General features: G+C 68.0%; 22 protein-coding genes. 20 read left to right on the top strand and 2 right to left on the bottom strand.

Translation table 11 applies throughout. The annotated features are described in order from the left end of the window. Positions 1 to 64 precede the first annotated feature (64 nt). The 6 genes from yajC to ACZK4S_RS08905 are packed head-to-tail and all read left to right on the top strand — an operon-like array spanning position 65 to position 7196. Entirely contained in the window at positions 65 to 490 is a 426-nt protein-coding gene (gene yajC, locus ACZK4S_RS08930; RefSeq protein WP_076058996.1) for a preprotein translocase subunit YajC, read from the top strand. 2 nt (positions 491 to 492) lie between these two features. Beyond that, a complete protein-coding gene (secD, locus tag ACZK4S_RS08925) occupies positions 493 to 2091 on the top strand; it encodes a protein translocase subunit SecD (protein ID WP_198928181.1) in 1599 nt (532 codons plus the stop codon). Beyond that, on the top strand, positions 2091 to 3239 hold the full coding sequence (secF, locus tag ACZK4S_RS08920) for a protein translocase subunit SecF (RefSeq protein ID WP_463644019.1): 1149 nt from the start codon (positions 2091 to 2093) through the stop codon (positions 3237 to 3239). Before secD ends, secF begins: the two co-directional genes overlap by 1 nt. Further along, on the top strand, positions 3236 to 3784 hold the full coding sequence (locus ACZK4S_RS08915; RefSeq protein WP_076058991.1) for an adenine phosphoribosyltransferase: 549 nt from the start codon (positions 3236 to 3238) through the stop codon (positions 3782 to 3784). Before secF ends, ACZK4S_RS08915 begins: the two co-directional genes overlap by 4 nt. 4 nt (positions 3785 to 3788) lie before the next feature. Then, entirely contained in the window at positions 3789 to 4874 is a 1086-nt protein-coding gene (locus ACZK4S_RS08910) for a potassium channel family protein (protein ID WP_463644018.1), read from the top strand. A 48-nt stretch (positions 4875 to 4922) separates the two neighbouring features. Next, positions 4923 to 7196: a RelA/SpoT family protein gene (locus tag ACZK4S_RS08905; protein WP_463644017.1), complete on the top strand. Its 2274-nt coding sequence runs from the start codon at positions 4923 to 4925 to the stop codon at positions 7194 to 7196. Positions 7197 to 7289: 93 nt separating this feature from the next. Here the strand turns inward: ACZK4S_RS08905 and ACZK4S_RS08900 are convergent, their stop codons facing one another. Beyond that, positions 7290 to 8534, bottom strand: coding sequence for a DUF349 domain-containing protein (locus tag ACZK4S_RS08900; protein ID WP_076058984.1), 1245 nt, complete (start codon positions 8532 to 8534; stop codon positions 7290 to 7292). 30 nt (positions 8535 to 8564) lie between these two features. On the opposite strand from ACZK4S_RS08900, the gene ACZK4S_RS08895 reads away from it, so the two are divergent. The 14 genes from ACZK4S_RS08895 (at position 8565) to aroB (ending at position 22993) form a co-directional block, all read left to right on the top strand. Next, positions 8565 to 9236 (top strand): MBL fold metallo-hydrolase, encoded by a 672-nt coding sequence (locus tag ACZK4S_RS08895; protein WP_076058981.1) that lies wholly within the window; start codon positions 8565 to 8567, stop codon positions 9234 to 9236. Between the two features lie 13 nt (positions 9237 to 9249). Next, positions 9250 to 10584, top strand: a complete 1335-nt coding sequence (hisS, locus tag ACZK4S_RS08890) for a histidine--tRNA ligase (RefSeq protein ID WP_463644016.1) — start codon at positions 9250 to 9252, stop codon at positions 10582 to 10584. Positions 10585 to 10598: 14 nt separating this feature from the next. Further along, the gene (locus tag ACZK4S_RS08885; protein WP_463644015.1) at positions 10599 to 11216 is read left to right on the top strand and encodes an NADPH-dependent F420 reductase; all 618 of its coding nucleotides are present in this window, start codon (positions 10599 to 10601) and stop codon (positions 11214 to 11216) included. A 79-nt stretch (positions 11217 to 11295) separates the two neighbouring features. Further along, positions 11296 to 13107: an aspartate--tRNA ligase gene (gene aspS / locus ACZK4S_RS08880; protein WP_463644014.1), complete on the top strand. Its 1812-nt coding sequence runs from the start codon at positions 11296 to 11298 to the stop codon at positions 13105 to 13107. 9 nt (positions 13108 to 13116) lie between these two features. Next, complete coding sequence (locus ACZK4S_RS08875; protein ID WP_463644013.1) at positions 13117 to 14478, top strand: replication-associated recombination protein A; 1362 nt, start codon at positions 13117 to 13119, stop codon at positions 14476 to 14478. 21 nt (positions 14479 to 14499) lie between these two features. Further along, on the top strand, positions 14500 to 14880 hold the full coding sequence (locus tag ACZK4S_RS08870) for a DUF948 domain-containing protein (protein ID WP_233120669.1): 381 nt from the start codon (positions 14500 to 14502) through the stop codon (positions 14878 to 14880). Then, entirely contained in the window at positions 14877 to 15113 is a 237-nt protein-coding gene (locus tag ACZK4S_RS08865) for a DUF6167 family protein (protein WP_463644012.1), read from the top strand. Before ACZK4S_RS08870 ends, ACZK4S_RS08865 begins: the two co-directional genes overlap by 4 nt. Before the next feature lie 25 nt (positions 15114 to 15138). Beyond that, positions 15139 to 17790 carry an alanine--tRNA ligase gene (gene alaS / locus ACZK4S_RS08860; RefSeq protein ID WP_463644011.1) on the top strand — a complete coding sequence of 884 codons (2652 nt, stop codon included), beginning with the start codon at positions 15139 to 15141 and terminating at the stop codon, positions 17788 to 17790. Then, positions 17783 to 18244, top strand: a complete 462-nt coding sequence (gene ruvX / locus ACZK4S_RS08855) for a Holliday junction resolvase RuvX (protein ID WP_459397614.1) — start codon at positions 17783 to 17785, stop codon at positions 18242 to 18244. Before alaS ends, ruvX begins: the two co-directional genes overlap by 8 nt. After that, positions 18241 to 19374, top strand: a complete 1134-nt coding sequence (mltG, locus tag ACZK4S_RS08850; RefSeq protein ID WP_463644010.1) for an endolytic transglycosylase MltG — start codon at positions 18241 to 18243, stop codon at positions 19372 to 19374. Before ruvX ends, mltG begins: the two co-directional genes overlap by 4 nt. Continuing rightward, on the top strand, positions 19371 to 20198 hold the full coding sequence (locus ACZK4S_RS08845; protein ID WP_463644009.1) for a shikimate dehydrogenase family protein: 828 nt from the start codon (positions 19371 to 19373) through the stop codon (positions 20196 to 20198). The genes mltG and ACZK4S_RS08845 overlap by 4 nt, the downstream gene beginning before the upstream one ends. Before the next feature lie 13 nt (positions 20199 to 20211). Then, entirely contained in the window at positions 20212 to 21408 is a 1197-nt protein-coding gene (gene aroC, locus ACZK4S_RS08840; RefSeq protein WP_459397615.1) for a chorismate synthase, read from the top strand. Then, positions 21405 to 21923 carry a shikimate kinase gene (locus tag ACZK4S_RS08835; RefSeq protein ID WP_076058960.1) on the top strand — a complete coding sequence of 173 codons (519 nt, stop codon included), beginning with the start codon at positions 21405 to 21407 and terminating at the stop codon, positions 21921 to 21923. Before aroC ends, ACZK4S_RS08835 begins: the two co-directional genes overlap by 4 nt. Further along, positions 21920 to 22993 (top strand): 3-dehydroquinate synthase, encoded by a 1074-nt coding sequence (aroB, locus tag ACZK4S_RS08830; protein WP_463644008.1) that lies wholly within the window; start codon positions 21920 to 21922, stop codon positions 22991 to 22993. The genes ACZK4S_RS08835 and aroB overlap by 4 nt, the downstream gene beginning before the upstream one ends. Positions 22994 to 23059: 66 nt before the next feature. Here the strand turns inward: aroB and ACZK4S_RS08825 are convergent, their stop codons facing one another. Next, positions 23060 to 25768, bottom strand: coding sequence for an ExeM/NucH family extracellular endonuclease (locus ACZK4S_RS08825; protein ID WP_463644007.1), 2709 nt, complete (start codon positions 25766 to 25768; stop codon positions 23060 to 23062). Positions 25769 to 25906 lie beyond the last annotated feature (138 nt).

Below are 25906 nucleotides of genomic sequence, written 5' to 3'. Positions count from 1 at the left end.
GGTACTGACTTCTGACCGGCCTCCGCTATTCTGAGCGACGGCCACCAACGTAGGGAGAAGCTCCATGCCACCCGGATTTGACCTGATCATCATGATCGTGGCGATGATCGCCCTGTTCTACTTCATGATCATCCGCCCGCAGCGCAAGCGCATGCAGCAGCATCAGGAGATGCAGCAGCAGTTGGTGCCCGGCGCCCGGGTGCTGCTGACCTCCGGCATGTTCGGCACCGTCGTGCATGTCGGCGAGCGTCAGCTCATCGTCGAGCTCGCCCCCGGCGCCGAAGTCACCGTCCTCAAGGGAAACGTGGCCCGTACTGCCAACCCTGATGAGGAGGAGTTCGAGTTCGACGACGCACCGGCGGATGTCCTGAGCACCGAGCCGGTCATCACCGACGAGGAGTTCCAGGCCATGTACGGCTCTGACGAGCAGGCCGACACCGAACCGTCCCACGACGTGACGGACCCGAACCGCAACGAGGATCCCAAGTAACCGTGGCAACGCAAGCTAAGAGGTCACGACCAGGAGTCGTCCTCATCGTCTTTCTGCTGATCCTGGCAGGACTCTTCACCATCATGGCCGCCACCAAGACCTGGGGGCCGAAGCTCGGTCTCGATCTGCAGGGTGGCCAGACCATCACGCTCACGGCCACCAACAAGACCGTGACCCTCGAGTCGCTCGAACTGGCCCGCGACATCATCCGCCAGCGCGTCGACGGCCTGGGTGTGGGCGAGGCCAGCGTCGCCGTTCAGGGTGAGCGGCACGTCGTCGTGTCCGCCCCGAACGTGTCCCGCGACGACCTCGTCGACCTGGTCGGCGCCACCGCGCAGCTCGCGTTCCGCCGCATCCTGAACGTCGGCGTGGGCACCGGTGAGTCGCCGGACTCGGCCACGGAGGACGGCACCGCCCTCCCGGGGCTGCCGGTTGCGCCCACTCCGGAGACCGCCGACGGCGAGGACCCGCAGCAGCTGGGCACGCCCGAGGCGATCAACTACCAGCCCACCCCGGAGGATCTCTCCTACTTCGAGTCCTTCGCCTGCGGCGACGACACCCACGAGGACCCCACCCGCGCGCTGGCCGCCTGTGATTCCACGGGTTCGCAGAAATACCTGCTCGGCCCCACGGTCATCCGCGGCCAGGAGCTGTCCACGGCATCCTTCGGGATCCCGCAGGGCGAACTGCAGTACGCCGTGACGCTCGCCTTCAACGACACCGGCACGCGCCAGATGTCGGAACTCACCGGCGCCCTCGTGGGCCAACCCGAACCCAACAACATGTTCGCCATCGTCCTCGACGGCGTCGTGGAGTCCGCCGCCACCGCGCAGGACCGCATCGTCAACGGCGAGGCGATCATCCGTGGCGGTTTCACCGCGGAGTCGTCCGCGGCACTCGCCAACGTGCTGAAGTTCGGTGCGCTGCCGGTCAGCTTCGAGCCGTCGCAGGTCGAGACCGTGTCGGCCACCCTCGGTGGTGAGCAGTTGCGGGTCGGCATCATCGCCGGCCTGATCGGCCTCATCATCGTTGCGCTGTATTCATTCATCTACTACCGGGCGATGGGCATCGCCGTGGTGCTGTCCCTCCTTGCGGCCGCGGCCGCAACCTACTCCATGCTGGTGCTGCTGGGTCAGACCATGGGAGTGGCCCTGAACCTCCCCGGTATCGCAGGCGCCATCGTCGGTATCGCCATGACGGCAGACTCGTTCGTCATCTACTTCGAACGCATCCGGGACGAGATCCGCGACGGCAAGTCGCTGAAGTCGTCGTTGTTGTCGGGCTGGGCCAAGGCTCGCGGCACCATCGTGATCTCCGACGCCGTCCAGCTGCTGTCCGCCGTGGTGCTCTTCATCCTGGCCGTCGGCAGCGTCAAGGGCTTTGCGTTCATGCTGGGACTGACGACGGTGATCGACCTCCTCGTCGTGTTCTTCTTCACCAAACCCCTGGTGGAGCTGCTCGGCCGCACCAAGTTCTTCGGGCAGGGCCACAAGTGGTCGGGGCTCGACGCCGCGCACATGGGCGTGTCCCGTGACTCACTGCTCGGCCGCCGGTTCCGTCGCAGCACCGCTGCCCCCTCGACCACCCTGCAGGAGGCGTGATGTCCGAGACGACTGACAAGAAGCTGGGATTCGCCCACCGTCTCTACACGGGCCAGATCTCCTACGACTTCATCCGGCACCGCAAGCTGTGGTTCATGATCTCCGGCGTCCTGCTGGTGCTCACCATCCTGGTGCTGTTGATCAGGGGCCTGACGCTCGGCATCGAGTTCCGCGGCGGCACCGATTTCCAGGTGCCGATGCAGGTCACCTCCACCACGGTGGACGACGTGCGCAGCCAGGTGAACGAGTTCAGCGTCGAGGAGCTCGAACCCCAGGTCTTCTCGCTGGGCGACAAGCAGATCCGCATCCAGACGCGCACGCTGTCGCCGGAGGAGACGACCACCACCCGCGCCGAGATCGCCGAGCTGGCGGGCGTGGCCTCGGACGAGGTTACGTACAACGCCATCGGCGCCTCGTGGGGCAAGGAGATCTCCCGCCAGGGCGTCATCGCACTCGTGGTCTTCACCGTGCTCGTCATGCTGCTGATCGCTGTGTACTTCCGCGACTGGAAGATGTCGATCGCGGCGATCGTGGCCGTGTTCCACGACCTGCTGTTGACCGTGGGTGTGTACGCGACCGTCGGCTTCACGGTCACCCCGTCGACGGTCATCGGTGTGCTGACCATCCTGGGCTATTCGCTCTACGACACCGTCGTGGTGTTCGACAAGATCCGTGAGAACACCAGGAACATCGAAGAGACCAACTGGACCTACTCGGAGCGGGCGAACCTCGCGACGAACCAGGTGATCGTCCGCTCGCTCAACACGACCATCATCGGCATCCTGCCGGTGCTGGCGCTGTTCTCCGCCGGCACGCTCCTGGACAGTGGTCCGCTGGCAGACCTCGGCCTGGCGCTGCTGGTCGGCATGGTGGCGGGCGCGTACTCCTCGCTGTTCATCGCCTCGCCCATCCTGGCGATGCTGCGGGAGCGCGAACCCGCCATGGTCGAACACCGCGAGCGGATCGAGCGTCGCAAGGCGCGTGCGGAGGCGAAGTCGGCGCACCGTCACCACGTCGCCGAGGAGAACCTCGTGCACTCCGGTGCCGTTGTCGCGGACGATCACGCGCCCGTTTCCCCCGTCACCCCCGCGGAGCGCCGCGTGCGTCGCACGGGCGGTACCAGGGCCGACCGGAAGAAGGGGAAGTGACCCAGGACGAGTCGGCCGCTCGGCGCGCCCTCGTCGGCGAACTGATCGCTGACGTCCCCGACTTCCCGAAGCCGGGGGTGGTGTTCAAGGACATCACACCGCTGCTGGCATCGGCGAAGGGCTTCCAGGCCGCGATCACCGAGTTGGTGACCACCGCCCCGAAGCACATCGACATCGTGGTGGGGATGGAGGCCCGGGGATTCATCTTCGCGGCCCCCGTCGCCCTCGCGCTCGGTGCCGGCTTCGTGCCGGTGCGCAAGCCCGGCAAGCTGCCCGGCGAGATCATCAGCCACTCCTACGAACTGGAGTACGGCTTCGAGACCCTCACGATGCACCGCGACGCCATCCGTCCCGGGGCCCGTGTCCTCGTGGTCGACGACGTGCTCGCCACCGGCGGCACGGTCGGGGCCACCGCTGAGCTCCTCAAGCAGATGGGCGCGGACCTGGTCCACGTCTCCGTCGTGATGGAACTCAGTTTCCTCGGGGGTCGTGAGCGACTCATCGAGCGTGGCATCGACAATTGCACGGCCTTGGTGACAGTCTGAGGCCATGGCCAAACTGCAGCCCGGGGGGCGCGGCGGGGTCCTGTCCCTGGTCAGTCTGCCCCGCATCACCAGTTCCCCCTTCAAGGAACTGGCGCGCCGCGGCGCCCTCGCGCTGATCCTGCTGCTGATTTCCACCATGCTGGTGTGGCTCGACAATGATGCGTACCGCGACAACACCGCGCAGGACGGCGTCAGCTTCATCGATGCCATCTACTACTCGACGGTCACGGTCACCACCACCGGCTACGGCGACATCACCCCGGTGGCGACCCACGCCCGCCTGATCAACGCGCTGGTCATCACGCCGCTGCGCATCGGCTTCCTGGTGCTGTTGGTCGGCACCACCATCGAGGTGCTCGCGAACGAGGGCAGCCGCAGCATCAAGGACAACCTGTGGAGAAGAACCATGCGTAACCACGTCGTCGTCATCGGCTACGGCACCAAGGGGCGAAGCGCCGTCAACACACTTCGCAGGCAGGGCCAGAAGCCGGACCGCATCGTCGTCATCGACAGCTCGGCAGCGGCCGTCAACGAGGCCAACCTCGACGGGCTGGCCGCGTTCCAGGGAGACGCCACGCGACGTTCGCTGTTGCGCCGGGCGGAGGTGGCGAAGGCGCGGCAGGTGATCATCTCCCTGGACCGCGACGACGCGGCCATCCTGACCACGCTCAACGTGCGGCAGATCAACCCCACGGCCGGCGTCATCGTGTCGGTGCGGGAGCAGGACAACGTCATGCTGGTGCGCCAGTCCGGTGCCTCGTCGGTGGTGACCAGTTCCGAGACGGTCGGCAGGCTCCTGGGTCTGTCGGCGATCGGCCCCGAACTCGGCACGATCATGCAGGACATGCTCACCGGCGCCGAGGGCCTCGAGGTCCACCAGCGCCTCGCGGAGATCGAGGAAGTGGGCAAGCCGCCGTCGTCCGTGCTGGGGGAGCGGGTCATCGGCCTGATCCGCAACGGCACCCTGCGCCGTTTCTACGACCAGACCGCCACCCGCATCGAGACAGGCGACGAACTCATCGTCGTGCGCCGGGCCGCGCCGCCCGCGTCGAAGGACGTGTTCCGCGCGGTCGATGACGACGACCTCTGATCCACGCGGTCCGCGTCACTGTGCGCACACGCACTACACTTGGCCAGCATGACGGATGAGCCCCTCGGCGGTACCTCCCGGTTGGTGACCGGGCCGGAACAGCCGCGTCTCCGGATGCGGCACCGGCTGGCCCGGCTGGGTGCCGTGCGGCCCAAATCGGCCATCCTCGATCCGCTGAACCGCATCGTCCGGTCCAACCATCCACGCGCGGATCTGTCGGTCATCGAACGCGCCTACCGCGTCGCGGAGCACTACCACGAGGGCCAGACCCGCAAGTCCGGGGACCCGTACATCACGCACCCGCTGGCCGTGGCCACCATCCTGGCTGAGCTGGGTATGACTGAGCCGGTCCTTGTCGCGGCGTTGCTGCATGACACGGTGGAGGACACCGACTACTCGCTGGACCAGCTGCAGGTGGAGTTCGGTGAGGAAGTCGCCCACATGGTGGACGGCGTCACCAAGCTGGACAAGCTCACGTACGGCGAGACCGCCAAGGCCGAGACCATCCGCAAGATGATCATGGCCACCAGCGAAGAGGTCCGGGTCCTCGTCATCAAGCTGGCGGACCGGCTGCACAACATGCGCACGCTGGGCTACCTGAGGCCCGACAAGCGGGTGCGGATCGCCACCGAGACCCTGAACATCTTCGCCCCGCTGGCCCACCGCCTGGGCATGAACACGATCAAGTGGGAACTGGAAGACCTCTCGTTCGCCACGATCGAGCCCAAGGTCTACGCCGAGATCGTCGACATGGTGGCTCAGCAGGCGCCCGGCCGCGAACGCTACCTGCGCGAGCTGATCGCCCAGTTCCAGAAGCTGCTCGTCGAGGCCAAGATCGACGCCACGGTCTACGGCCGGCCGAAGCACTACTACTCGATCTACCAGAAGATGATGGTGCGCGGGCGCGACTTCAAGGACATCTACGACCTCATCGGGCTGCGGGTCCTCGTCCACGACATCAAGGACTGCTACGCGGTGCTGGGTGTGGCGCACGCGGGGTGGAAGCCCATCCCCGGCCGGTTCAAGGACTACATCGCCGGCCCGAAATTCAACATGTACCAGTCGTTGCACACCACGGTGCTGGGCGCCAACAACGAACCGGTCGAGTTCCAGATCCGCACGCACGAGATGCACCGCCGCGCCGAGTACGGTGTCGCGGCGCACTGGAAGTACAAGGCGGACCTCCGCGACGGCGTGTCGCCGGAGGAGGCGGGTCTGCGGGCCATGCACCAACTGGGCGTCATGAGCAAGGAGACCGAGGACCCCAGCGAGTTCCTCGACTCGGTGCTGTTCGAGATCAACGCGGACGAGATCTACGTGTTCACGCCGAAGGGTGAGGTCATGGCGCTGCCCGTCGGCGCCACGCCCGTCGACTTCGCCTTCGCCGTCCACACGGAGGTCGGCTACCGCACCATCGGGGCGCGGGTCAACGGCCGCCTGGTGGCGCTCAGCACGCCGCTGCAGCAGGGCGACAAGGTCGAGGTCCTCACGTCCAAGGCCGAAGGCGCGGGCCCCAGCCGCGACTGGCTGGGTTTCGTCGTCAGCTCCCGGGCCCGGCAGAAGATCCGCCAGCACTTCTCCCGCGAACGTCGCGACGTCGCGATGGAGCAGGGCAAGGACATGCTCGCGAAGGACCTCCGGCGCGCCGGCGTGCCGCTACAGAGGCTGCTGACCCTCGAGAACCTCACGGCCGTCGCCAACGCGCTGGGCTACAACGACGTGCCCAGTCTCTACGTGGCCATCGGCGAGGGCCACATCGGCCCGCAAGGCGTGGTCGAGAAGCTCGTCCAGTTGCACGGCGGCGAGGACGAGACCGTCGACACCGTCACGGAAGACCTGGTGGTCAAACAGCACCGCAGGCCGATCACCGACAGTGCGCGGATCCTCGTGGACGGCGACGACTCCGTCATCGCCAAGTACGCCAAGTGCTGTTACCCCCTGCCGGGCGACGACATCATGGGCTTCGTCACCAAGGGCGACGGCGTCTCGGTCCACCGCCGCGACTGCAGCAACGTGCCGTCGCTGATGAAGGAACCCGAGCGCGTCGTGCCCGTGTCCTGGTCCGACAGCCAGGAGGGCGCGTCGTACAGCGTGACCATCCAGATCGAGGGCATCGACCGCGCGCGCCTGCTCTCCGATGTGTCGTCGGTGCTCTCAGAGCAGCACCTCGACATCCTCGCGGTGAACATCACCACCAACAAGCAGCGCCAGTTCACGGGCAAGATGACCTTCGAATCCGCAGATCCCACCCATCTGCAGCACGTGATGAACCTGATCCGGCGCGTGCCAGGCGTCTACGACGTCTTCCGCGTCGCCGGCTGAGCGCACCCGGCCACAAAAAAGAGGGAGAATCCTGCCACATGACGCCCTAGGGCGCCGATGTGGCAGGAATCTCCCTCGAAGTTCCCGGACCGGTTACTTGGTGAAATCTGCGAGCGTCTCCCGAGCCTGCTCCAGCCAGCTGGTGTAGGTCTCGATCGACTTCTGCGCGTCCTTGGCCTTCTTGTCGTCGCCGCGTTCCTGCGCCTGGGCGAGGTCCTGCTCCAACTTCGCGATCTGGTCCTCGAACATCTTCACGGTGCTCTCGGCGCGCTCGCGTGCCTCGGGATCCGTGCGACGCCATTCCTCGGCCTCGAGTTCGGAAACCTTCTCGCCCAAGGTGCGGACCCGGTTGTCCATATCGCGCATGGCGTTGCGGGGCACATGACCGATCTCGTTGAACTGGGCGAGGAAGTCGCGGTGGATGCTCTTGGCGGCCTCGATGTCGGTCACGCCCTCGAGGTCCTTCTCGACCTTCTCCACCAGCGCCTGCTTCGCGGCCAGGTTCTCCGACTGCTCGCCGTCGGCAGCGTTCTGCGCTTCGGAGCGGGCGTTGAAGAACTCGTCCTGGATGCCCCGGAAGCGTGCCCATAGCTTGTCGTCATCTGCGCGACGGGCGCTGCCCGCTGCCTTCCAGCGCGTCATCAGGTCACGGAAGGCGGCAGAGGTGGCGCCCCAGTCTGTGGACGTGGCGAGCGGCTCGGCCTCCGCGATGATCGCTTCCTTGGCGGCCTTCGCGTCGTCGCGGTGCGAATTCAGCTCAGAGAAGTGCGCCTTGCGGCGACGGGTGTACTGGGTGCGCGCCGACGAGAACCGGTGCCACAGTTCGTTGTCCGTGGCGCGGTCGATGCGGGGGAGTGCCTTCCACTCGTCCAGCAGGGTGCGGAAGCGGTCCACGCCACCGCGCCAGTCGTTGCCGGCGGCGAGTTGCTCGGCCTCCACGACCATCGCTTCCTTCGCGGCGACGGTGACCGCGTTCTGCTCGGCACGCTGGGCCTTCCGCGCCTCGATCTGGGCGGGCAGGAGTTCGCTGACGGCCTCGAGACGGGCGGTCAACGCCGGTAGGTCGCCCACGGCGTTGGCCTCGGCCACGTTCTTCTTCGCAGTTTCGATCGCTGTGCGTGCCTCTTCGGGCGACATGGCCTGGGCCTTCACGCGTGATTCCAGGAGTGTCACCTCCGCAGCCAGGTTCTCGTAGCGGCGGACGTAGAAAGCCATGGCTTCCTCGGGGGTGGAATCGGGAATCTGCCCGACACTTCGTTCTGTGTCACCCGTGATGACGTACACCGTGCCGTCTGCATCGACGCGGCCGAAATCTGCGGGCGCTTGCTGTTCGCTCATGGGCCCAATCTAGCGGGATAGGGTGGGTGTGTGCTCGTCCAGCCCATACCTGTATCCCCTTGGCAAGCAAATTGTTATGTGGTGAGCGCTTCCGAGGCCGTGTCGGAGTGCGTCATCGTGGACCCCGGGATCACCGCCGATGAGCCGGTCGAATCGGTCATCCTCGAGCGGGGGCTGAGCCCCATGGCCATCCTCGCCACGCATGGCCACCTGGACCACGTGGGCGACGCCCATCTGCTCGCCGCGCGCTGGGGCGTGCCCGTCTACCTGGCGGCCGCGGACCAGCACCTCCTCACCCGTCCAGCCGATGGTCTTGGACCCAGCGGCGCAGCGATGCTGCGGCAACTCACCGGCTCAGAGACGCTGCCCGCCATCGACGACGTGCGCGACTACGACGAGCCGTTCACCGTGGCCGGCCTCACCGTCGAGGCCTTCGCGGCGCCCGGACACACCAGGGGTTCCACGCTGCTGCGCGTCACCTCATCGCGCACCACCGTGGTGTTCAGCGGCGACGTGCTCTTCGCGGGCACGATCGGGCGCACCGATCTGCCCGGCGGTAACATGGCCGAGATGCGTGACTCGCTGCGACGCATCGTCGAGCACTTCCCGGCGCAGACCCCGCTGCTGCCGGGGCACGGCCAGCCCACCAGCCTGGCCCAGGAGCTCGCCACCAACCCATACCTGCAGCCCGGAAACGTGTAGAGGTACCGCCACCTTGTCCCGCCCCAGGCCGCTCAGCGGCTTCCCCGAGTTCCTGCCCGCCGGTCGTTTCGTGGAGAACCGCGTCCTCGACGTGGTGCGCACCACGTTCGAGCTGCACGGTTTCGCCCCCATTGAGACACGGGCCGTCGAGCCGCTCGACCAACTCGCGCGCAAGGGCGAGATCGACAAGGAGATCTACGTCGTCCGCCGCCTCCACGCGGAAGCCGGGGATGCCGACGAGCTGGGTCTGCACTTCGACCTGACGGTGCCGTTCGCCCGCTACGTGCTGGAGAACGCCGGGCACCTGGTCTTCCCGTTCCGCCGCTACCAGATCCAGAAGGTCTGGCGCGGTGAGCGCCCGCAGGAGGGCCGCTACCGCGAGTTCACGCAGGCCGACATCGACATCGTCGGGCAGGGAAACCTCGCTGCCCACCACGACGTCGAGATCCCGCTCGTGGCCCTGGACGTGTTCGAGAAGCTCCACACGGATCTAGGCCTTCCCCCGGTGAGCCTGCACGTGAACAACCGCAAGCTCTCCGAGGGTTTCTACCGCGGTCTCGGCATCGACGACACCGCGGCGGTGCTGCAGCGCGTCGACAAGTTCGACAAGATCGGCCCCGACGCGGTCGCCGAACTCCTCGTCAACGAGCTCGGCCTCAGCAGCGCGCAGGCCAAGGCCTGCGTGTCGCTGGCCGGCATCGCCGCCACGGACGAGTCGTTCGTCGACGACGTGCGGGCGCTGGGCGTCACCCACGAACTGCTGGACACCGGCATGGAGGAGCTCTCCGCGCTGATCCGGGTGGCCGGTCGCTCAGTGCCGGACCGCGTGGTGGCGGACCTCAAGATCGCCCGCGGGCTGGATTACTACACCGGCACGGTCTACGAGACCTCGCTGGTGGGCTCGGAGAAGCTCGGCTCCGTCGCCTCCGGCGGGCGCTACGACTCCCTCGCCAGCGATGGGAAGACCACCTTCCCCGGCGTCGGCTACTCGTTCGGCATCACCCGCATCCTCGCCCCCCTGATCGGGCAGAAGAAGCTCACTGCGTCGCGCTCCGTCCCCAGCGCGGTCCTCGTGGCCGTGGACAACGAGGAGACCCGCGAGCAGGCCATCGCCGTCGCTGCCGCCCTGCGCAGCCGAAACATCCCGGTCGAGGTCGCCCCCAAGGCGGACAAGTTCGGCAAGCAGATCCGCTACGCCGAGCGTCGCGGTATCCCGTTCGTCTGGTTCGGCGCCGGTCACGACGACTCGGTCAAGGACATCCGCACCGGCGAGCAGGTCCCGGCCTCGCCGCTGGAATGGCTGCCCCCGGCCGAAGACCTCCGGGTCTCCGTCGGGTCGGCGCTCTGACGCCCACCATGGACGTGCAGCGCATCGGTGTCATCGGCGCGGGCAAGCTCGGCACGGCGCTCGCCCGGCTGGCCCTCGACGCCGGCTACGAGGTGAGGATCTCCGGTTCACCGCGCCAGGCCATGCTCGAGCTCGTCATCGGCACGGTGCTCCCCGGAGCCCAGCTGCTGCCTGAGGCGGACGTGGTCGCGCAGTCGGACCTGGTCGTCCTCGCCATCCCGTTCGGCAAGGCGCATTCCGTGAATTTCGACGCGCTGGGCGGCAAGATCGTCGTCGACGCGATGAATGCCTGGGAGGCGGCCGGCGGTCACCTCGACGAGGAGCACGGCGGCACCACGTCGTCGCTGATCAGGATGCGCAACCCTGAGATGCGTTTGGTGAAGTCGCTCAACCACCTCGGATACCTGGACCTCACGGGAGACGCACGGGAGGCCGGGCATCCGCTGCGAAGGGCGATCGCCGTCATCTCCGACGACGAGGAGGCCCGCGCCGTCGTCGCCTCCGTCGTCCACTCCCTGGGGTTCGATCCGGTGGAGGCCCCCACGGCCGCGTCGCGCTGCCTGGAACCGGATTCCCCGGTCTTCGGGAGGCCGGTGTCCGCGGCAGAGCTCCGCGAGGCCCTCGGCCTGTGATTGTCGCCCCACGCCAGAGTCTCGTTACGATGGCCGGACGAGCTGCACCGTCTATGCAGCCGAAGATAGGACAAGTGAAGTGATTCGCACCTTTGAGGCCGGCACGTTGCGTGCCGAGCACGTGGGCCAGGAAGTCGTTCTCGCCGGATGGGTGGCCAAGCGCCGCGACCACGGCGGCGTCGCCTTCATCGACCTGCGGGATGCATCGGGCATCTGCCAGATCGTCGTGCGCGACGAGTACCTCGAATCCGCCGGCATCCACGACCTGCGCAATGAGTTCTGCATCCGGGTCACCGGCCTGGTGGACAAGCGCGAGGACGGCAACGTCAACCCCAACATCCCCACCGGCGAGGTCGAGGTGGTCATCCGCGAGCTCGAGGTGCTGAACCCCGCCGCGCCGCTACCGTTCCAGATCGACGAGCGCACCACCGTCGGCGAGGACGTGCGCCTGAAGTACCGTTACCTGGATCTGCGCCGCCCGCGGCAGCACGAGGCCATGGTGCTGCGCTCCAACGTGACCCACACCATCCGTGAGGTGCTGGCCAGACACCGCTTCTACGACGTGGAGACCCCCACCCTGACGCGCTCCACTCCGGAGGGCGCCCGCGACTTCATCGTGCCTGCGCGCCTCCACCCGGGCAAGTGGTACGCCCTGCCCCAGAGCCCGCAGCTGTTCAAGCAGTTGCTCATGGTGGGCGGCATGGAGCGGTACTACCAGATCGCCCGCTGCTACCGCGACGAGGACTTCCGCGCGGACCGTCAGCCGGAGTTCACCCAACTCGACATCGAGATGAGCTTCGTGGACCAGGACGACGTCATCGCCCTCTCCGAAGAGGTCATGGCCGCCTGCTGGCGTCTGATCGGTGTCGAGATGCCGCTGCCGCTGCCGCGGATCACCTGGCACGACGCCATGAACAACTACGGCTCGGACAAGCCCGACCTCCGCTTCGACCTCAAGATCCGCGAGCTCACCGAGTTCTTCAAGGACACCGCGTTCCGCGTGTTCCAGAACGAGTACGTCGGCGGCGTCGTGATGCCCGGTGGCGCCTCGCTGCCGCGTCGTCAGTTCGACGCCTGGCAGGAATGGGCCAAGCAGCGCGGTGCCCGTGGGCTGGCCTACATCACCATCGGTGAGGACGGCACGCTCGGTGGCCCGGTGGCCAAGAACCTGTCCGACGTGGAGCGCGACGGCATCGCCGGGAGAATGGACGCCCAGCCGGGCGACGCCATCTTCTTCGCCGCCGGCCGCCGCGAGCAGTCCCAGGAACTCCTGGGCGCCGCCCGCCTCGAGATCGGTCGCCGCACCGGCCTCATCAACGAGGACGAGTGGAGCTTCGTCTGGGTGGTCGACGCGCCCATGTTCAAGTCGACGGAGGACGCTCAGGCCGCCGGTGACGTCGCGGTGGGCGAGGGCAAGTGGACCGCGGTCCACCACGCCTTCACCTCGCCGACCCCGGAGTGCCTGGACACGTTCGATACTGACCCCGGCTCGGCGCTCAGCTACGGCTACGACTTCGTCTGCAACGGCAACGAGGTGGGCGGCGGATCCATCCGTATCCACCGCCGCGACGTGCAGGAGCGGGTGTTCAAGGTCATGGGCATCGGCGACGACGAGGCCCAGGAGAAGTTCGGCTTCCTGCTCGACGCCTTCAGCTTCGGCGCCCCGCCGCACGGCGGCATCGCGTTCGGGCTGGACCGCCTCGTCATGCTGCTCGGTGGCTTCGACACCATCCGCGACGTCATCGCCTTCCCGAAGAGCGGCGGCGGCTTCGACCCGTTGACCGAGGCCCCTGCCGCGATCGACCCGAAGCAGCGCAAGGAGGCCGGCGTGGACTACAAGCCGGAGCCCAAGGACGCCAAAGACGCCAAGGCGGCAGAAGGCGCTTCCTGAGCCACGGCCATGAGCTACGACCTTTTCGGCAACCCTGACCCCGAGCCCACGGCCAGGGGCGGGTCGCTGAGCGACGCGATGAACCCGCAGGCGCCCCTCGCGGTGCGCCTGCGGCCGCGCTCGCTCGACGAGATCGTCGGGCAGCAGCACCTCCTGGCCCCCGGCTCACCGCTCCGCCGGCTCGCCGAGGGTCAGCCGATGTCGGTGTTCCTCTGGGGGCCCCCCGGCGTCGGCAAGACCACCATCGCCTCGGTCGTGTCGCAGGCCACCCGCCGGCGGTTCGTGGAACTCTCGGCCGTCACGGCCGGGGTCAAGGAGGTGCGGGCCGAACTGGCCGAGGCCAAGCGGGAACTGGCGCGCGGCAACGCCACGGTCCTGTTCGTCGACGAGGTGCACCGCTTCTCCAAGGCCCAGCAGGACGTCCTGCTGCCCGCCGTCGAGAACCGCCTGGTCACGCTGATCGCGGCCACCACGGAGAACCCCAGCTTCTCGGTGATCTCTCCGCTGCTGTCGCGCTCGCTCCTGCTGCGCCTGCAGCCGCTCGACGAGGCGGACCTCTCCGCCCTCGTGGACCGCGCCCTCACGGACGAGCGCGGCCTGGCGCGCGCCAACGGCGACCTGTTCGAACTGGCAGACGACGCCCGCGACCTCATCCTGCGTCTCGCCGGTGGCGACGCCCGCCGCGCGCTCACCTACCTCGAGGAATCCGCTGCGGCAGCAGACGCCAAGGGCGGGGCGCTGATCGACGTGGCCTCGGTGGAGTCGTCGGCCGACCGCGCCGCGGTGCGCTACGACAAGGACGGCGACCAGCACTACGACATCATCTCGGCGTTCATCAAGTCCGTCCGCGGCTCCGACGTGGACGCGGCCCTGCACTACCTGGCGCGGATGCTCGAGGCGGGGGAGGACCCCCGCTTCATCGCGCGACGCCTGATGATCTCGGCCAGCGAGGACATCGGCATGGCCGCCAGCGGGGTGCTGCAGACCTGCGTGGCCGCGGCCCAGGCAGTGCAACTGCTCGGCATGCCCGAGGCGCGCATCACGCTGGCCCACGCCACCGTCGCGGCCGCCACGGCGCCCAAGTCGAACGCGGCGTACGCGGCGATCAACGCCGCCATCGCCGACATCAGGCAGGGCAAGGGCGGTCTCGTGCCGCCCCATCTGCGCGACGCGCACTACGCCGGCGCTGAGAAGCTCGGCCACGGCAAGGATTACAAGTACGCCCATGACTACCCGCACGGCGTGGCGCCTCAGGTCTACCTGCCGGAGGACCTCGTCGGAACCGAGTACTACCACCCCACGGACCACGGCCAGGAGGCCGCCATCGCCGAGCGCGTCGCTGCGCTGCGCGCGCTGCTGGGCGAAGGATGATGGTCGGCTAGAGTTACGCCCATGACGCTCATGACTGTTGGAGAGGTTGCAGGCCTGATCGCGGCGATCGCGGCCTGCGTATTCGTGGCCCTGGCCGCAGTACCGCTGCTCAAGGCCGGGCGCGCCCTCGACGAGGTGCGTCTCGCCGTCCGCGACATCGGGCACAACTCCGTGCCGGTGCTGCAGGAACTCAAGAGCACCGTGGCCACCACGAACACCGAGCTGCTGAAGCTCGGGGTCGTGACGGAGGACGCCGCCAAGGTCACCGGGCACGCCACCGTCGTGAGCGAGAACGCCGCGCAGCTGTCGACGCTGTTCGCCGCCACCCTGGGCGGCCCACTGGTGAAGACCGCCGCGTTCAGCTACGGCGTGCGGAAGGCACTCAAGGGGCGCAGGAAGTGAGCCGCCTCTTCTGGATGCTCGTCGGCATCGGCCTGACCATCTTCGTGATGCTGCGGGGCCGGGAACTGCTGCACAAGCTCACGCCGCGCGGGATGGCCGAGCAGGTCGAGAAGAAGGGGCACGAGACGGCCGCCGGCTTCGGCGACTTCATGGCCACCTTCCGCCGCGCCATGGCCGAGCGCGAAGCCGAGTTGCGTCGCGAGCTCGACCTCCCCGAAACACCTTCCAACTGATCTCCATTTTCAAGGAACCACACTTATGAAGACCTCCGATATCCGGAGCCGGTTCGTCGACTTCTTCGCGGCGCGGGAACACACCAAGGTCCCCAGCGCGTCGCTGTTGTACAACGACCCCACACTGCTGTTCGTGAACGCGGGCATGGTGCCGTTCAAGCCCTACTTCCTGGGCGACGAGCCCGCACCGTACAAGCGCGCCGTGAGCTCGCAGAAGTGCGTGCGCACGCTCGACATCGACGAGGTGGGCAAGACCACGCGGCACGGCACCTTCTTCCAGATGCTGGGCAACTTCGCGTTCGGCGACTACTTCAAGGAAGGCGCCATCCGGTACGCGTGGGACCTGGTGACGGGCTCCGAGGCCGACGGCGGATGGGGCTTCGACCCGGACAAGGTATGGGTGACCGCGCTCTACGGTGACCAGGAGACCATCGACCTCTGGCGCGAGGTGGGCATCCCGCGCGAACACATCCAGGAGCGCGGGCTCAAGGACAACTACTGGCACATGGGCGTTCCCGGCCCCGGTGGGCCTTGCTCGGAGATCTACATCGACCGCGGGCCGCAGTTCGGGCCCGACGGCGGCCCGGAGGCAGACGAGGACCGCTTCCTCGAGATCTGGAACCTCGTGTTCCAGCAGGAGGAGCTCTCCGCGGTGCGCCGCAAGGACGACTTCGACGTCCTGCGCCCCTTGCCCCACCGCAACATCGACACCGGCTCCGGCCTCGAACGCGTCGCCTACCTGAAGCAGGGGGTGGCGAACATGTACGAGATCGACGAGGTGTACCCCGTCATCGCCAAGGCGGCCGAGCTCTCAGGCAAGGCCTATGGCGCTTCGGACGTGGACGACGTCCGGTTCCGCGTCGTGGCAGACCACGTGCGCTCCGGCCTCATGCTGATGACCGACGGCGTGACCCCCGGCAACGAGGCGCGCGGCTACGTGCTGCGTCGCCTCCTGCGCCGCGTCGTGCGCGCCATGCGCCTCCTCGGCGTGGGTGACCCGGTGCTGCAGGAACTGCTGCCCGTGTCCAAGGCCGCCATGCTCGGGTCCTTCCCGGAGATCGAAGAGGCATGGGGCCGCGTGTCCCAGTCCGCCTACGCGGAGGAGGAGTCCTTCCGTCGCACCCTGCAGTCCGGCACGGTCATGTTCGACACCGCCGTCGGTGAGGTGAAGAAGTCCGCCGTCACCACGCTGCCCGGTGACAAGGCCTTCCAGCTGCACGACACGTACGGTTTCCCGATCGACCTCACCATGGAGATGGCCAGTGAGGCCGGCCTCTCCGTGGACCGCGCCAAGTTCGACGAGCTCATGAAGGAGCAGAAGGAACGCGCCCGCGCGGATTCCAGGGCGAAGAAGGGCGGGGCCGCCTCGGTGGAGGCCTACCGCCAGCTCCGCGAGAAGGGTGAGGTGCCCTTCCTCGGCTACACGGACCTCTCCGTGGCCACCAGTGTGCGCGGCATCATCGTCGACGGCGTGAACGTGGACCGGGCCACGGACGGCACCACCGTCGAGATCGTGCTGAAGGAGACCCCGTTCTACGCGGAGGCCGGCGGCCAGGATGCAGACCGCGGCACCATCGTCGGCGACGGTTTCTCGCTGGACGTGATCGATGTGCAGCGCCCCGTGCCCGGCCTGGTCGTGCACCGGGTAGAGGTGCTGGGCGAACTCCCGCTCGGCGCGCAGGTTGATGCTCGGGTCGACGCCGCAGCGCGCCACGGTGCCTGCCAGGCGCACACCGCCACGCACATCGTGCACGCCGCCCTGCGCGAACTGGTGGGCTCCAACGCGACGCAGGCGGGCTCGTACAACAAGCCCGGCTACATGCGCTTCGACTTCTCCTCGCCGAAGGGCTTGTCGGACCAGCTCAAGGCGGAGGTGGAGGCCAAGGCCAACGAGGCGATCATCGCCAACTACGCCGTGAGCGCCCAGGAGATGAAGCTGGAGGACGCCAAGGCACTCGGTGCCATGGCGATGTTCGGCGAGAAGTACCCGCCGGTCGTCCGCATGGTCGAGCTCGCGGGGCCGTGGTCGCGTGAACTGTGTGGTGGCACCCACGTCGCCAACACCGCGGAGATCGGTGTGCTCAACCTGCTCAGCGAGTCGTCGATCGGCTCGGGGGTGCGCCGCGTCGAGGCGCTGGTCAGCACGGATGCGTTCGCCAAGTTCGCGGCCGAGCGCGCGCTCGTCAACCAGCTGACCGACGCCCTGCGGGTGCGCCCGGACAACCTCGTGGAGCGGGTCGAGAAGATGGTGGCCCAGCTCAAGGATGCGGAGAAGGCGATCGCCAAGCTCCAGTCCGAGAAGTTGCTCGCCGGCGCCGCCTCGCTCGTGGACCGGGCGGTGGATGTCAACGGCGTCCGTCTCCTCGGCGTGGAGACGCCCGGGGTGGGCGGCAACGAGCTGCGCACCCTGGCGCTCGACCTGCGCGAGCGGCTCGGGAGCGGGCCAGGCGTCGTCGCGCTGATCGGTGGCGCAGACAAGCCGACGGCGATCGTGGCCACCAATGAGGCCGCTCGCGGTCTGGGGCTCGGCGCCGGTCGCCTGATCTCGGTCGCGTGCGCTGCAATGGGCGGCAAGGGCGGCGGCAAGGAGGACCTGGCCCAGGGCGGCGGAACCGACGCATCCGCTGGCCCGCAGGCCATCGCTGCTGTCCGCACGGCGCTGGAGGAGCGTGCCTGAGGGTGCGCGCCTCGGGATCGACTGGGGCAAGGCGAGGATCGGGGTCGCGGCGTGCAACGCCGGGGTCTCCTTCGCCTACCCGGTCGAGACCGTGCCGGCCGGCCCCGGCGAGATGCAGCGACTGGCGGCCATCGTGGCGGAGTACGAGCCTGGGGTCGTCTACGTGGGGCTCCCTCTCACCCTCGCCGGTGAGCGCAGCTTCGCCGCGCAATTCGTCGTGGAGAAGGCAGTTCAGCTCGCCCGGATGATCCCGGCGACACCGGTGCTGCTCGTCGACGAGAGAATGAGTACCGCGTCGGCATCCCGTAGTCTGGGCGACGCAGGTCGTCGCGCCAAGCAGCAGCGCAGGGTCATCGACCAGGCTGCGGCCGTGGAGATCCTGCAGCGGGCCCTCGACGCCGAAGGGCGAACGGGACACCCGGTCGGAGAATCTGTAGAGCTGGAGGCAGAGTGAACGCGAAGTTCACCGATAACGACGGTCGTCTCAATTGGCGCCGCCTGGGTTACACGGCGCGCAGCGCCTTTGCGGTGCTGCTGTCGCTGGCGGTGCTCATCGGCGGCGGGTGGTTCGTGTACTCGAAGGCCAACGACGCCTACGTGTCCTGGCGCACCGCCGAGGATTACATGGGGGAGGGCAAGGACGACGTCCAGATCGTCATCCCCCGAGGCGCGAGCATCACCCAGATCGGCGAGATCCTGCGCGAGGCCGGTGTCATCAAGTCCACCCGCACCTTCCGCCAGGTGGCCACGCGCAGCGGCGAGTCGGACCAGCTCCAGGCAGGGCGCTTCAACCTGAAGAAGGAACTGCCGGCTGAGACGGCGTTCAGGATGCTGCTGGATCCGGAGAACGTGGAGCGCCTGATGGTGACCTTCCCCGAAGGCACCGTGTCCGTCAGGCAGTGGCAGATCATGGAACGGCCGGCCAACTCCGTGATCGGGTTGACCTACGCCGACATGGAGGCCGCGGCAGCAGATCCCACCATCTACCCGCTGCCCGGTTATGCCAACGGCCAGTTGGAGGGCTTCCTGTTCCCGTCCACCTACCAGGTGGGGGAGCCGGCGGTCGCCTCGTACCTGATCGCCACCCAGGTGTCGCAGTTCAACCGCGTGGCGGACAAGATCAAGCTGGAGGAGGGCGCGCAGGCGCTGGGCGTCACCCCTCGCAACATCGTCACCACCGCGTCGATCATCGCCGCAGAGGTCAGCAGCGCCAAGGACCAGCCGATGGTGGCGCGCGTGATCTACAACCGCATCAACGCCGGCATGCCGCTGCAGATGGACTCCACCGTCCACTACGCAGTGCAGAGGTGGGACACGGTCACCACCACGGCCGAGGAACGCCAGAACCCGTCGCCGTACAACACCTATGTGCACAAGGGCTACCCGCCGGGCCCCATCAGCAACCCCGGCGAATCTGCCCTCCTCGCCGCGCTCAACCCGGCAGACACCGACGCGCTCTTCTTCGTGACGGTCAACCTGGACACCGGCGAGACGAAGTTCGCCGCCACCATGGAGGAGCACCAGGCCAACCAGGCCGAGTTCCAGGCCTGGTGCCAGGCCAACACCGGCCGCTGCAGCGGATGAGCGCCGGAGGGCGCTACCGGGCCGCCGTCATCGGCGACCCGGCCGAACATTCGTTGTCGCCGGCCATCCACCGTGCCGGCTACCGGGCCAACGGCCTCGTGTGGCGCTACGACGCCGTCACCGTCACGCCCGCGGAACTCGACGGCTTCGTGCGGTCCCGCCTCGACGACCCGGCCTGGGCCGGTCTCAGCGTCACCGCCCCGCACAAGGAGGCAGTGCTGGCCTACGGGGAGGCCGACGAACCCACCCGGCTGGTGGGCGGCGGCAACACCCTCGTCTTCGGGGCTCAGCCCAAGGTCTACAACACCGACGTGCCCGGCTTCGTCCGGGCGTGGCGGGCGCACCGCCTGGGGACGCCCCGCACGGCGGCCATCCTCGGCAACGGCGCCACGGCGCGGTCGCTGGTGCTCGCCCTCGCGGGGCTCAAGACCAGGGAGATCATCGTGCTGGCCAGGAGGCCGGAGCGGGCGGCGCCGATCCTGGAGCTGGCCCGTACCCTCGGGCTGCACGCCGAGGTCAGCCTGCTGGGGGAGAGCGTCGGGCCCGTCGACCTCGTGGCCAGCACCATCCCGGCCCCGGCCACGGCCGAGCACGCGACGAAACTGGCCGCGGAGGCCACGGTCGTCTTCGATGCGGTCTACGACCCCTGGCCGACGCCGCTCGGGCTCGCGGCCCGGGAAGCCGGCCGGTTCTCGCTCAACGGCCTTGACCTCCTGGCCGGTCAGGCGGTGGACCAGTTCTTCCTGCTCACCGGGCAGCGCGTGACGTTCGAGGACTGCCGTTCGGCAGCCGGTCGGGAACTCAAGAGGCGCTCCCTTCTCTGACACAATGACCCTCATGCTTCGATACCTGACTGCCGGTGAATCCCATGGCCAAGCGCTCATCGCCACCATGGAAGGCATCCCGGCCCATGTACGAGTGGGTGTCGAAGAGATCGCCCGGAACCTCGCCCGTCGACGCCTGGGCGTCGGCCGCGGGGCGCGGATGAAGTTCGAGGCCGATGAACTCACCCTGCTGGGCGGCTTCCGCCACGGCGAGACGATCGGTTCGCCCATCGCCATCATGATCGGCAACACCGAGTGGCCGAAGTGGCAGAAGGTGATGGCGCCGGGTCACGTGGACGAGGCCGAGCTGGCTGAGTTGGCCCGCAACGCCAAGCTCACGCGCCCCCGCCCCGGTCACGCAGATCTGGCCGGCATGCAGAAGTACGACTTCGACGAGGCCCGCCCGCTGCTCGAACGCGCCTCCGCCCGGGAGACCGCCGCCCGCGTCGCGCTGGGCACCATCGCGCAGGCGTTCCTCGAACAGGCATTCGGCATCACCGTGCTGAGCCACGTGGTGGAACTGGGCCCCGTGCGGGCCGGCCGCGAAGACCTCCCCACCATCGCGGACCTGGCCGCCATCGACGAGGACCCGGTGCGGTGCTTCGACGCTGAGGCCTCCGTCGCGATGCAGGCCGAGGTGGAGGCCTGCCAGAAGGAGGGCGACACCATGGGCGGCGTCGTCGAGGTGCTGGCCTGGGGGCTGCCCCCTGGCCTCGGTTCACACGCGCAGGGAGACCGGCGCCTCGATGCGAAGCTTGCCGGCGCGCTGATGGGCATCCAGGCCATCAAGGGAGTCGAGGTGGGTGACGGCTTCGCCCTCGCCCGGACCCGTGGCTCGCTGGCCCACGACGAGATCCTGCCCACCGACGGGGGTATCCGCCGCGCCTCGCACCGCTCGGGCGGCACCGAGGGCGGCATGTCCACCGGAGAGGTGCTGCGCGTCCGCGCCGCGATGAAGCCCATCGCCACCGTCCCGCGCGCGCTGCGCACCATCGACACCACCACGGGTGAGGCCGCCGCGGCCCACCACCAGCGCTCAGACGTGTGTGCCGTGCCGGCAGCCGGCGTCGTGGCTGAGGCCATGGTGGCGCTCGTGCTGGCGGAGGTGGCGCTGGAGAAGTTCGGCGGCGACTCCGTAGGGGAGACCCGCCGCAACTACGAGTCCTACCTGGCAGACGTGGCCGCCCGCGGCCTGGAGATCGGCCGATGAGCATCGTTCTGGTCGGCGCCCCCGGCGCAGGCAAGTCCACCGTCGGCAAGAGGCTCGCCCGGAAGCTGGGCAAGACCTTCGTCGACGTGGACCAGCGCATCGAAGAGGTTGAGGGCAAGCCCGTCGCGGAGATCTTCGCCGACGAGGGCGAGGCGTACTTCCGTGCCCTCGAGCAGGAGGCCACCCTGGAGTTGCTCGAGGCGTATGAGGTGGTGTCGCTCGGCGGTGGCGCCGTGATGAACGAGGCCATCCAGCAGGCGCTGCGCGACGGCGGCCACGAGGTGATCTGGCTGAAGGTGTCCATCGGGCAGGCCACGCGCAGAGTCGGCATGAACAAGGCACGCCCCATGCTGCTGGGCAATGTGCGCGGCCGCCTCATCGAACTGTTGCGGGAGCGAAATCCAGTTTATGAAGCGCTGGCCACCCAGATCGTGGAGACTGATGGTCACGGCAGTTCCGAGGTCGCCGACGACCTTGCAGCTGAACGTGGTGCTCAAGGAGGAGCGGAAGAATGAGCGTTCGCGTGGAATCCGCCCTCGGCCCCTACGAGGTCCACATCGACAGGGGCGCGCTCGCCCAGTTGCCCGGCATGGTGGGCGACGCGACGAGGGTGGCCATCATCCATCCCGAACCGCTCTGGGCGATCGCCGCGCAGGTGGCCGGGATGCTCGAGCAACGCGTCCTGTTGCTGCCGGTGCCGGATGCCGAGGCCGCCAAGACCGTTGAGGTGCTCAGCCGCTGCTGGAACGCCCTCGCCGAGGCCGGTTTCACGCGCAGTGACCTGGTGATCGGGATCGGCGGCGGCACCGCCACAGACCTGGCCGGCTTCGTGGCCGCGTCCTGGCTGCGCGGGGTGCCCTACATCAGCATCCCCACGTCGGTGCTCGCGATGGTCGACGCGGCGGTGGGCGGCAAGACGGGCATCAACCTCGACGCCGGCAAGAACCTGGTGGGCGCGTTCTACGAGCCGGTGGGCGTGATCTGTGACCTCGCGCTGCTCGACAGCCTCCCGGACCGCGACGTGCGCTCCGGCATGGCGGAGGTGCTGAAGTGCGGCTTCATCGCCGACACCCGCATCCTCGACCTGGCGCGTGAGGACCTGGCGGATGCCGCAGACGTGCGCAGCGACCGGTTCGCCGAACTCGTCACCCGCGCCGTCCAGGTGAAGGCGACGGTGGTGGCCGCAGATTTCCGCGAGGCGACGTCGAAGGGCGCCCACGTGGGGCGTGAGGCGCTCAACTACGGCCACACGCTGGGGCACGCCATCGAGGCGCACGCGCGCTACACGTGGCGCCACGGCGATGCGATCGCCGTCGGCCTGGCCTGGTGTTCGCGGGTGTCGCGGCAGCTGCTCGGGCTCGACCACGAGTCGGTCGCCATGCACGACGACCTCCTCGGCGGATTGGGCCTGCCGCTGCGCTACGAGCAGTCGGCGTGGGAGGACCTGCGCGCGATCATGAGCCTCGACAAGAAGGCCCGCGGCAACATCCTGCGGATCGTCGGCATCACGGAGTTCGGCAAGCCCGTCATCATCGACGCGCCGGATGAGGCGGCCATGGAAGCCGCCTACCGCGAACTCTGCTGACGAGGCCGACATGCACAAGGACCCCGGCAACGCACAGCGTTGCCGGGGCCCGATGTTTATGTGTGGTTACCGCTTGCGGACAGGCGGCTGGGCCGCCGTCTTGGGCTTGACCTGTAGCAGGACAGTGTCGCTGCTCGTGTTGCCGGCCGGATCCGAGACGCGGATCGTCACCTTGTACGACCGGGGGCCGGTCGGTGTTCCGCTGAGGGTTCCGTCCGCGTCGATCGTCAGCCAGGCGGGGTTGCCGAGCACGCTGTAGGTCAGGTCGGCCGAATCGTCGGTGGCCTGTACCTGCAGTGAGAAGTGCCTGCCCACCGTCAGCTTCTGGTGTGCAATCTCGGAGATCATCGGAGAGGTGACGTCCGGCTGTGGTGCCTTGATGCCCACCACGACAGGGTCGTGGTCCGACGACGCGAACTCGTCGACGGCGTGGAAATCGGTGATGTTGTAGTTGCGGCGCGAGTACTGGAACGCGATCGACTCGTCGCCGTTGATGTTCCAGACCGCCGCATCGGTGACGAGGGCCAGGGCCGCGTCATTGGCGAACACGTGGTCCAACGAGCCGAGGCGGCCGCTGAACTGGTAGGTCGCGTCCTCGGCCACGCCACCCTGGGTCAGGTTGGTGAAGCCGGCGTCCTCGATGAACTGGACCGGGGTCTCCATCGTGTACGCGTTGAAGTCGCCCATCAGGAACACGGGCTTGTCGGCGAAAGCCTCGAAGGTGTTCGCCCAGGTGCTGAGGGCCTTGGCCTGAGCCTCGCGGGAGGGGTTGGCGTTGCCCTGGCCGGTGCCGTCGTCTTCACCGGAACCCTTCGACTTGAAATGGTTCACGATCGCGACGAACGTGGTGGTGCTGCCCTTGGCCTGGAACTCCTGGGCCAGCGGGTTGCGCGCATTGGCAAAGGCGTCGTCGAGCAGGATGTAGGACGGGCCGACGAGCTGGACGGTGTCCGGGTTGTAGATGAAGGCCGTGCGGATGACGTCCTCATTCGGGGTTGCCACCGTGGGGCTGGGTGCGAACGCCCAGTTGCCGCCGGCTGCGTTGAGCGCGGCCACCAGGGTGGCGAGCGCCTTGTCGCGGGGCTGGCCCGCCAGGTAGGTGATGGCGGCGCTGTTCTCGATCTCCTGGAGGCCGACGACATCGGCGTCCAGCTTGTTGATGGCCGCGACGATCTTGGCCTCCTGATCGGCGAACGCCGATTCGGAGTAGGCACCGCGCACCTGGCAGTTGTTGGCGCCCACGGGGTTGCCCTCGCGGTCGCTGTAGTACTTGCAGTTGGCCTCGTTGACGCCGAGGTCGTCGAAGTAGTTCAGCACGTTGAACGAAGCGAGCTGGATGTCGCCCCCCACCACGGGCGCGTCGGCCGGGCGGTCGTTGACGCTGGTGATGAAGGAGACCTCTGCGCCCGTGACCTGGCTGGTGGGCTGGAAGTTCCACTGGAAGCGGTAGTCGAGGATGACCGGCTCCGTGAACGTCACCGGGGAGCCGGTGCGCATGGGCGTGGCCGCGCTCAGGTACGGCAACGGCGAGTTCTTGGCGGCGGCGTTGTTGGTGTAGTCCCAGCTGGAGCCGTCGTCGAGCGTGATCAGCTTCGTGCGGTTCTCGGCTTCGTAGGCGAGGGCCTCAGGACCGGGACGGACCACGTCGGTGGCGGTGAACAGCGGCTCGTCACCGTACGCGAGGCCGATCTGGCCGTAGCGGTTCAGGTCATAGTTGTTGGTGATGGTGTAGCCGCCGGTGGGCAGCACGAGCATGCCTTCGTAGGCTTCCTTCGCGGCGTCGGTGCCGGGGAAGGTGGTCAGCGCGGTGGGGGTGACCGCGGCGCAGTCGGCAGCGGGCGTGAGCGTGGCGTTCGCGAGCTGGGTCAGGGTGAAGTGCTCACCGGCGGTTCCCGTCACGGTGTAGCACTCGCCGATGGTGGCGTTGGCTGCGGCGTCGCCGAAGACGAAGATGCCATCAGAAGCATCGCCGGGTGCCTTGGGCGCCCCACCGGAGCCCGGGGTCTGGATGTAGGCACCGCGGAAGTTGCCGGTGGGATACGCCGCCGTGACGACGCCAGTGGTGGTCACGGTCTGGCCGGACAGGGGAGTGGCCGCGCCCGGGCCCTGGATCTCAGCGATCGGGGTCACGGTGGGCTCCGTCGGGACCGTTGTGGTCTCCGTCGGCGTGGGGGTGGGGGTCCCGCCGCCTGTGATGGAGGAGTCCGAACCCGGGGTGGGTGTCTCGGTGAAATCGAAGTCCTCGGCGTTGTTGTCAGTGTCGGATGCGCCGGTGCGGGTGATCGATCCCGGGGTGGAGTTTCCACCGGTGTAGATGGCCGCGGCGGTCTCGTTGCGGACCGCCGTGCCGTAACCAACAATGTCGATCTCGACGTCGCCGTTCAGGAGGGTGATCGCACCGTTGGTGCCGCTGGGGTTGATGCCGCAGTCGAGCTGTACCGAGACGTCTGCACCGACGGTGGCGTTGTTGGTGCCCGTGCCCACGACGAAGAACCCGCCGGGGGCGACTGTGCCCGAGAGACCACAGGTACTGCCGACGCCGGCAGTGGTGGCCGAGCTGTAGCCGAGCTTCCAGCCCGTCAGGTCGATGGCCTGGGCGGTCGGGTTGTACAGCTCGACGAACTTCTTGTTGAACGGCTGGTTGGCGCTACCGCCGCGGGCGTAGACCTCGTTGATGACGAGGTGATCTGCTGGTACCGCCTGTGCCGGCGCAGCGACGAATGATGCGGCGAGCAATGCCGCTGTCGCAGCCAGCACGGTGAGGTGCTTGCGCATGGATCGGACTCCTAGTGAAGAAACGACGTCGCCGCGGAATTGAGGCGACAGTGGCCCTCACCCTAGAGGGATGTTGTCAAGGATTTGCTCACCCCTGCGGATCGTTTAGAGGAAGTTCATCCCCTGGTACCCGGAAGT

This window comes from Tessaracoccus zhenghani (assembly GCF_055326325.1).
Note: the sequence above shows the minus strand (reverse complement) of the source record. Positions and strands in the feature narration are given on the sequence as shown.

Coding starts and splice junctions, on each gene's coding strand:
- secF (WP_463644019.1), top strand. CDS start 2,091: ATGTCCGAGACGACTGACAAGAAGCTGGGATTCGCCCACCGTCTCTAC.
- ACZK4S_RS08905 (WP_463644017.1), top strand. CDS start 4,923: ATGACGGATGAGCCCCTCGGCGGTACCTCCCGGTTGGTGACCGGGCCG.
- ACZK4S_RS08900 (WP_076058984.1), bottom strand. CDS start 8,534: ATGAGCGAACAGCAAGCGCCCGCAGATTTCGGCCGCGTCGATGCAGAC.
- ACZK4S_RS08825 (WP_463644007.1), bottom strand. CDS start 25,768: ATGCGCAAGCACCTCACCGTGCTGGCTGCGACAGCGGCATTGCTCGCC.
- ACZK4S_RS08845 (WP_463644009.1), top strand. CDS start 19,371: ATGAGCGCCGGAGGGCGCTACCGGGCCGCCGTCATCGGCGACCCGGCC.
- ACZK4S_RS08910 (WP_463644018.1), top strand. CDS start 3,789: ATGGCCAAACTGCAGCCCGGGGGGCGCGGCGGGGTCCTGTCCCTGGTC.
- ACZK4S_RS08875 (WP_463644013.1), top strand. CDS start 13,117: ATGAGCTACGACCTTTTCGGCAACCCTGACCCCGAGCCCACGGCCAGG.
- yajC (WP_076058996.1), top strand. CDS start 65: ATGCCACCCGGATTTGACCTGATCATCATGATCGTGGCGATGATCGCC.
- aroB (WP_463644008.1), top strand. CDS start 21,920: ATGAGCGTTCGCGTGGAATCCGCCCTCGGCCCCTACGAGGTCCACATC.
- alaS (WP_463644011.1), top strand. CDS start 15,139: ATGAAGACCTCCGATATCCGGAGCCGGTTCGTCGACTTCTTCGCGGCG.
- ACZK4S_RS08835 (WP_076058960.1), top strand. CDS start 21,405: ATGAGCATCGTTCTGGTCGGCGCCCCCGGCGCAGGCAAGTCCACCGTC.
- aroC (WP_459397615.1), top strand. CDS start 20,212: ATGCTTCGATACCTGACTGCCGGTGAATCCCATGGCCAAGCGCTCATC.
- ACZK4S_RS08870 (WP_233120669.1), top strand. CDS start 14,500: ATGACGCTCATGACTGTTGGAGAGGTTGCAGGCCTGATCGCGGCGATC.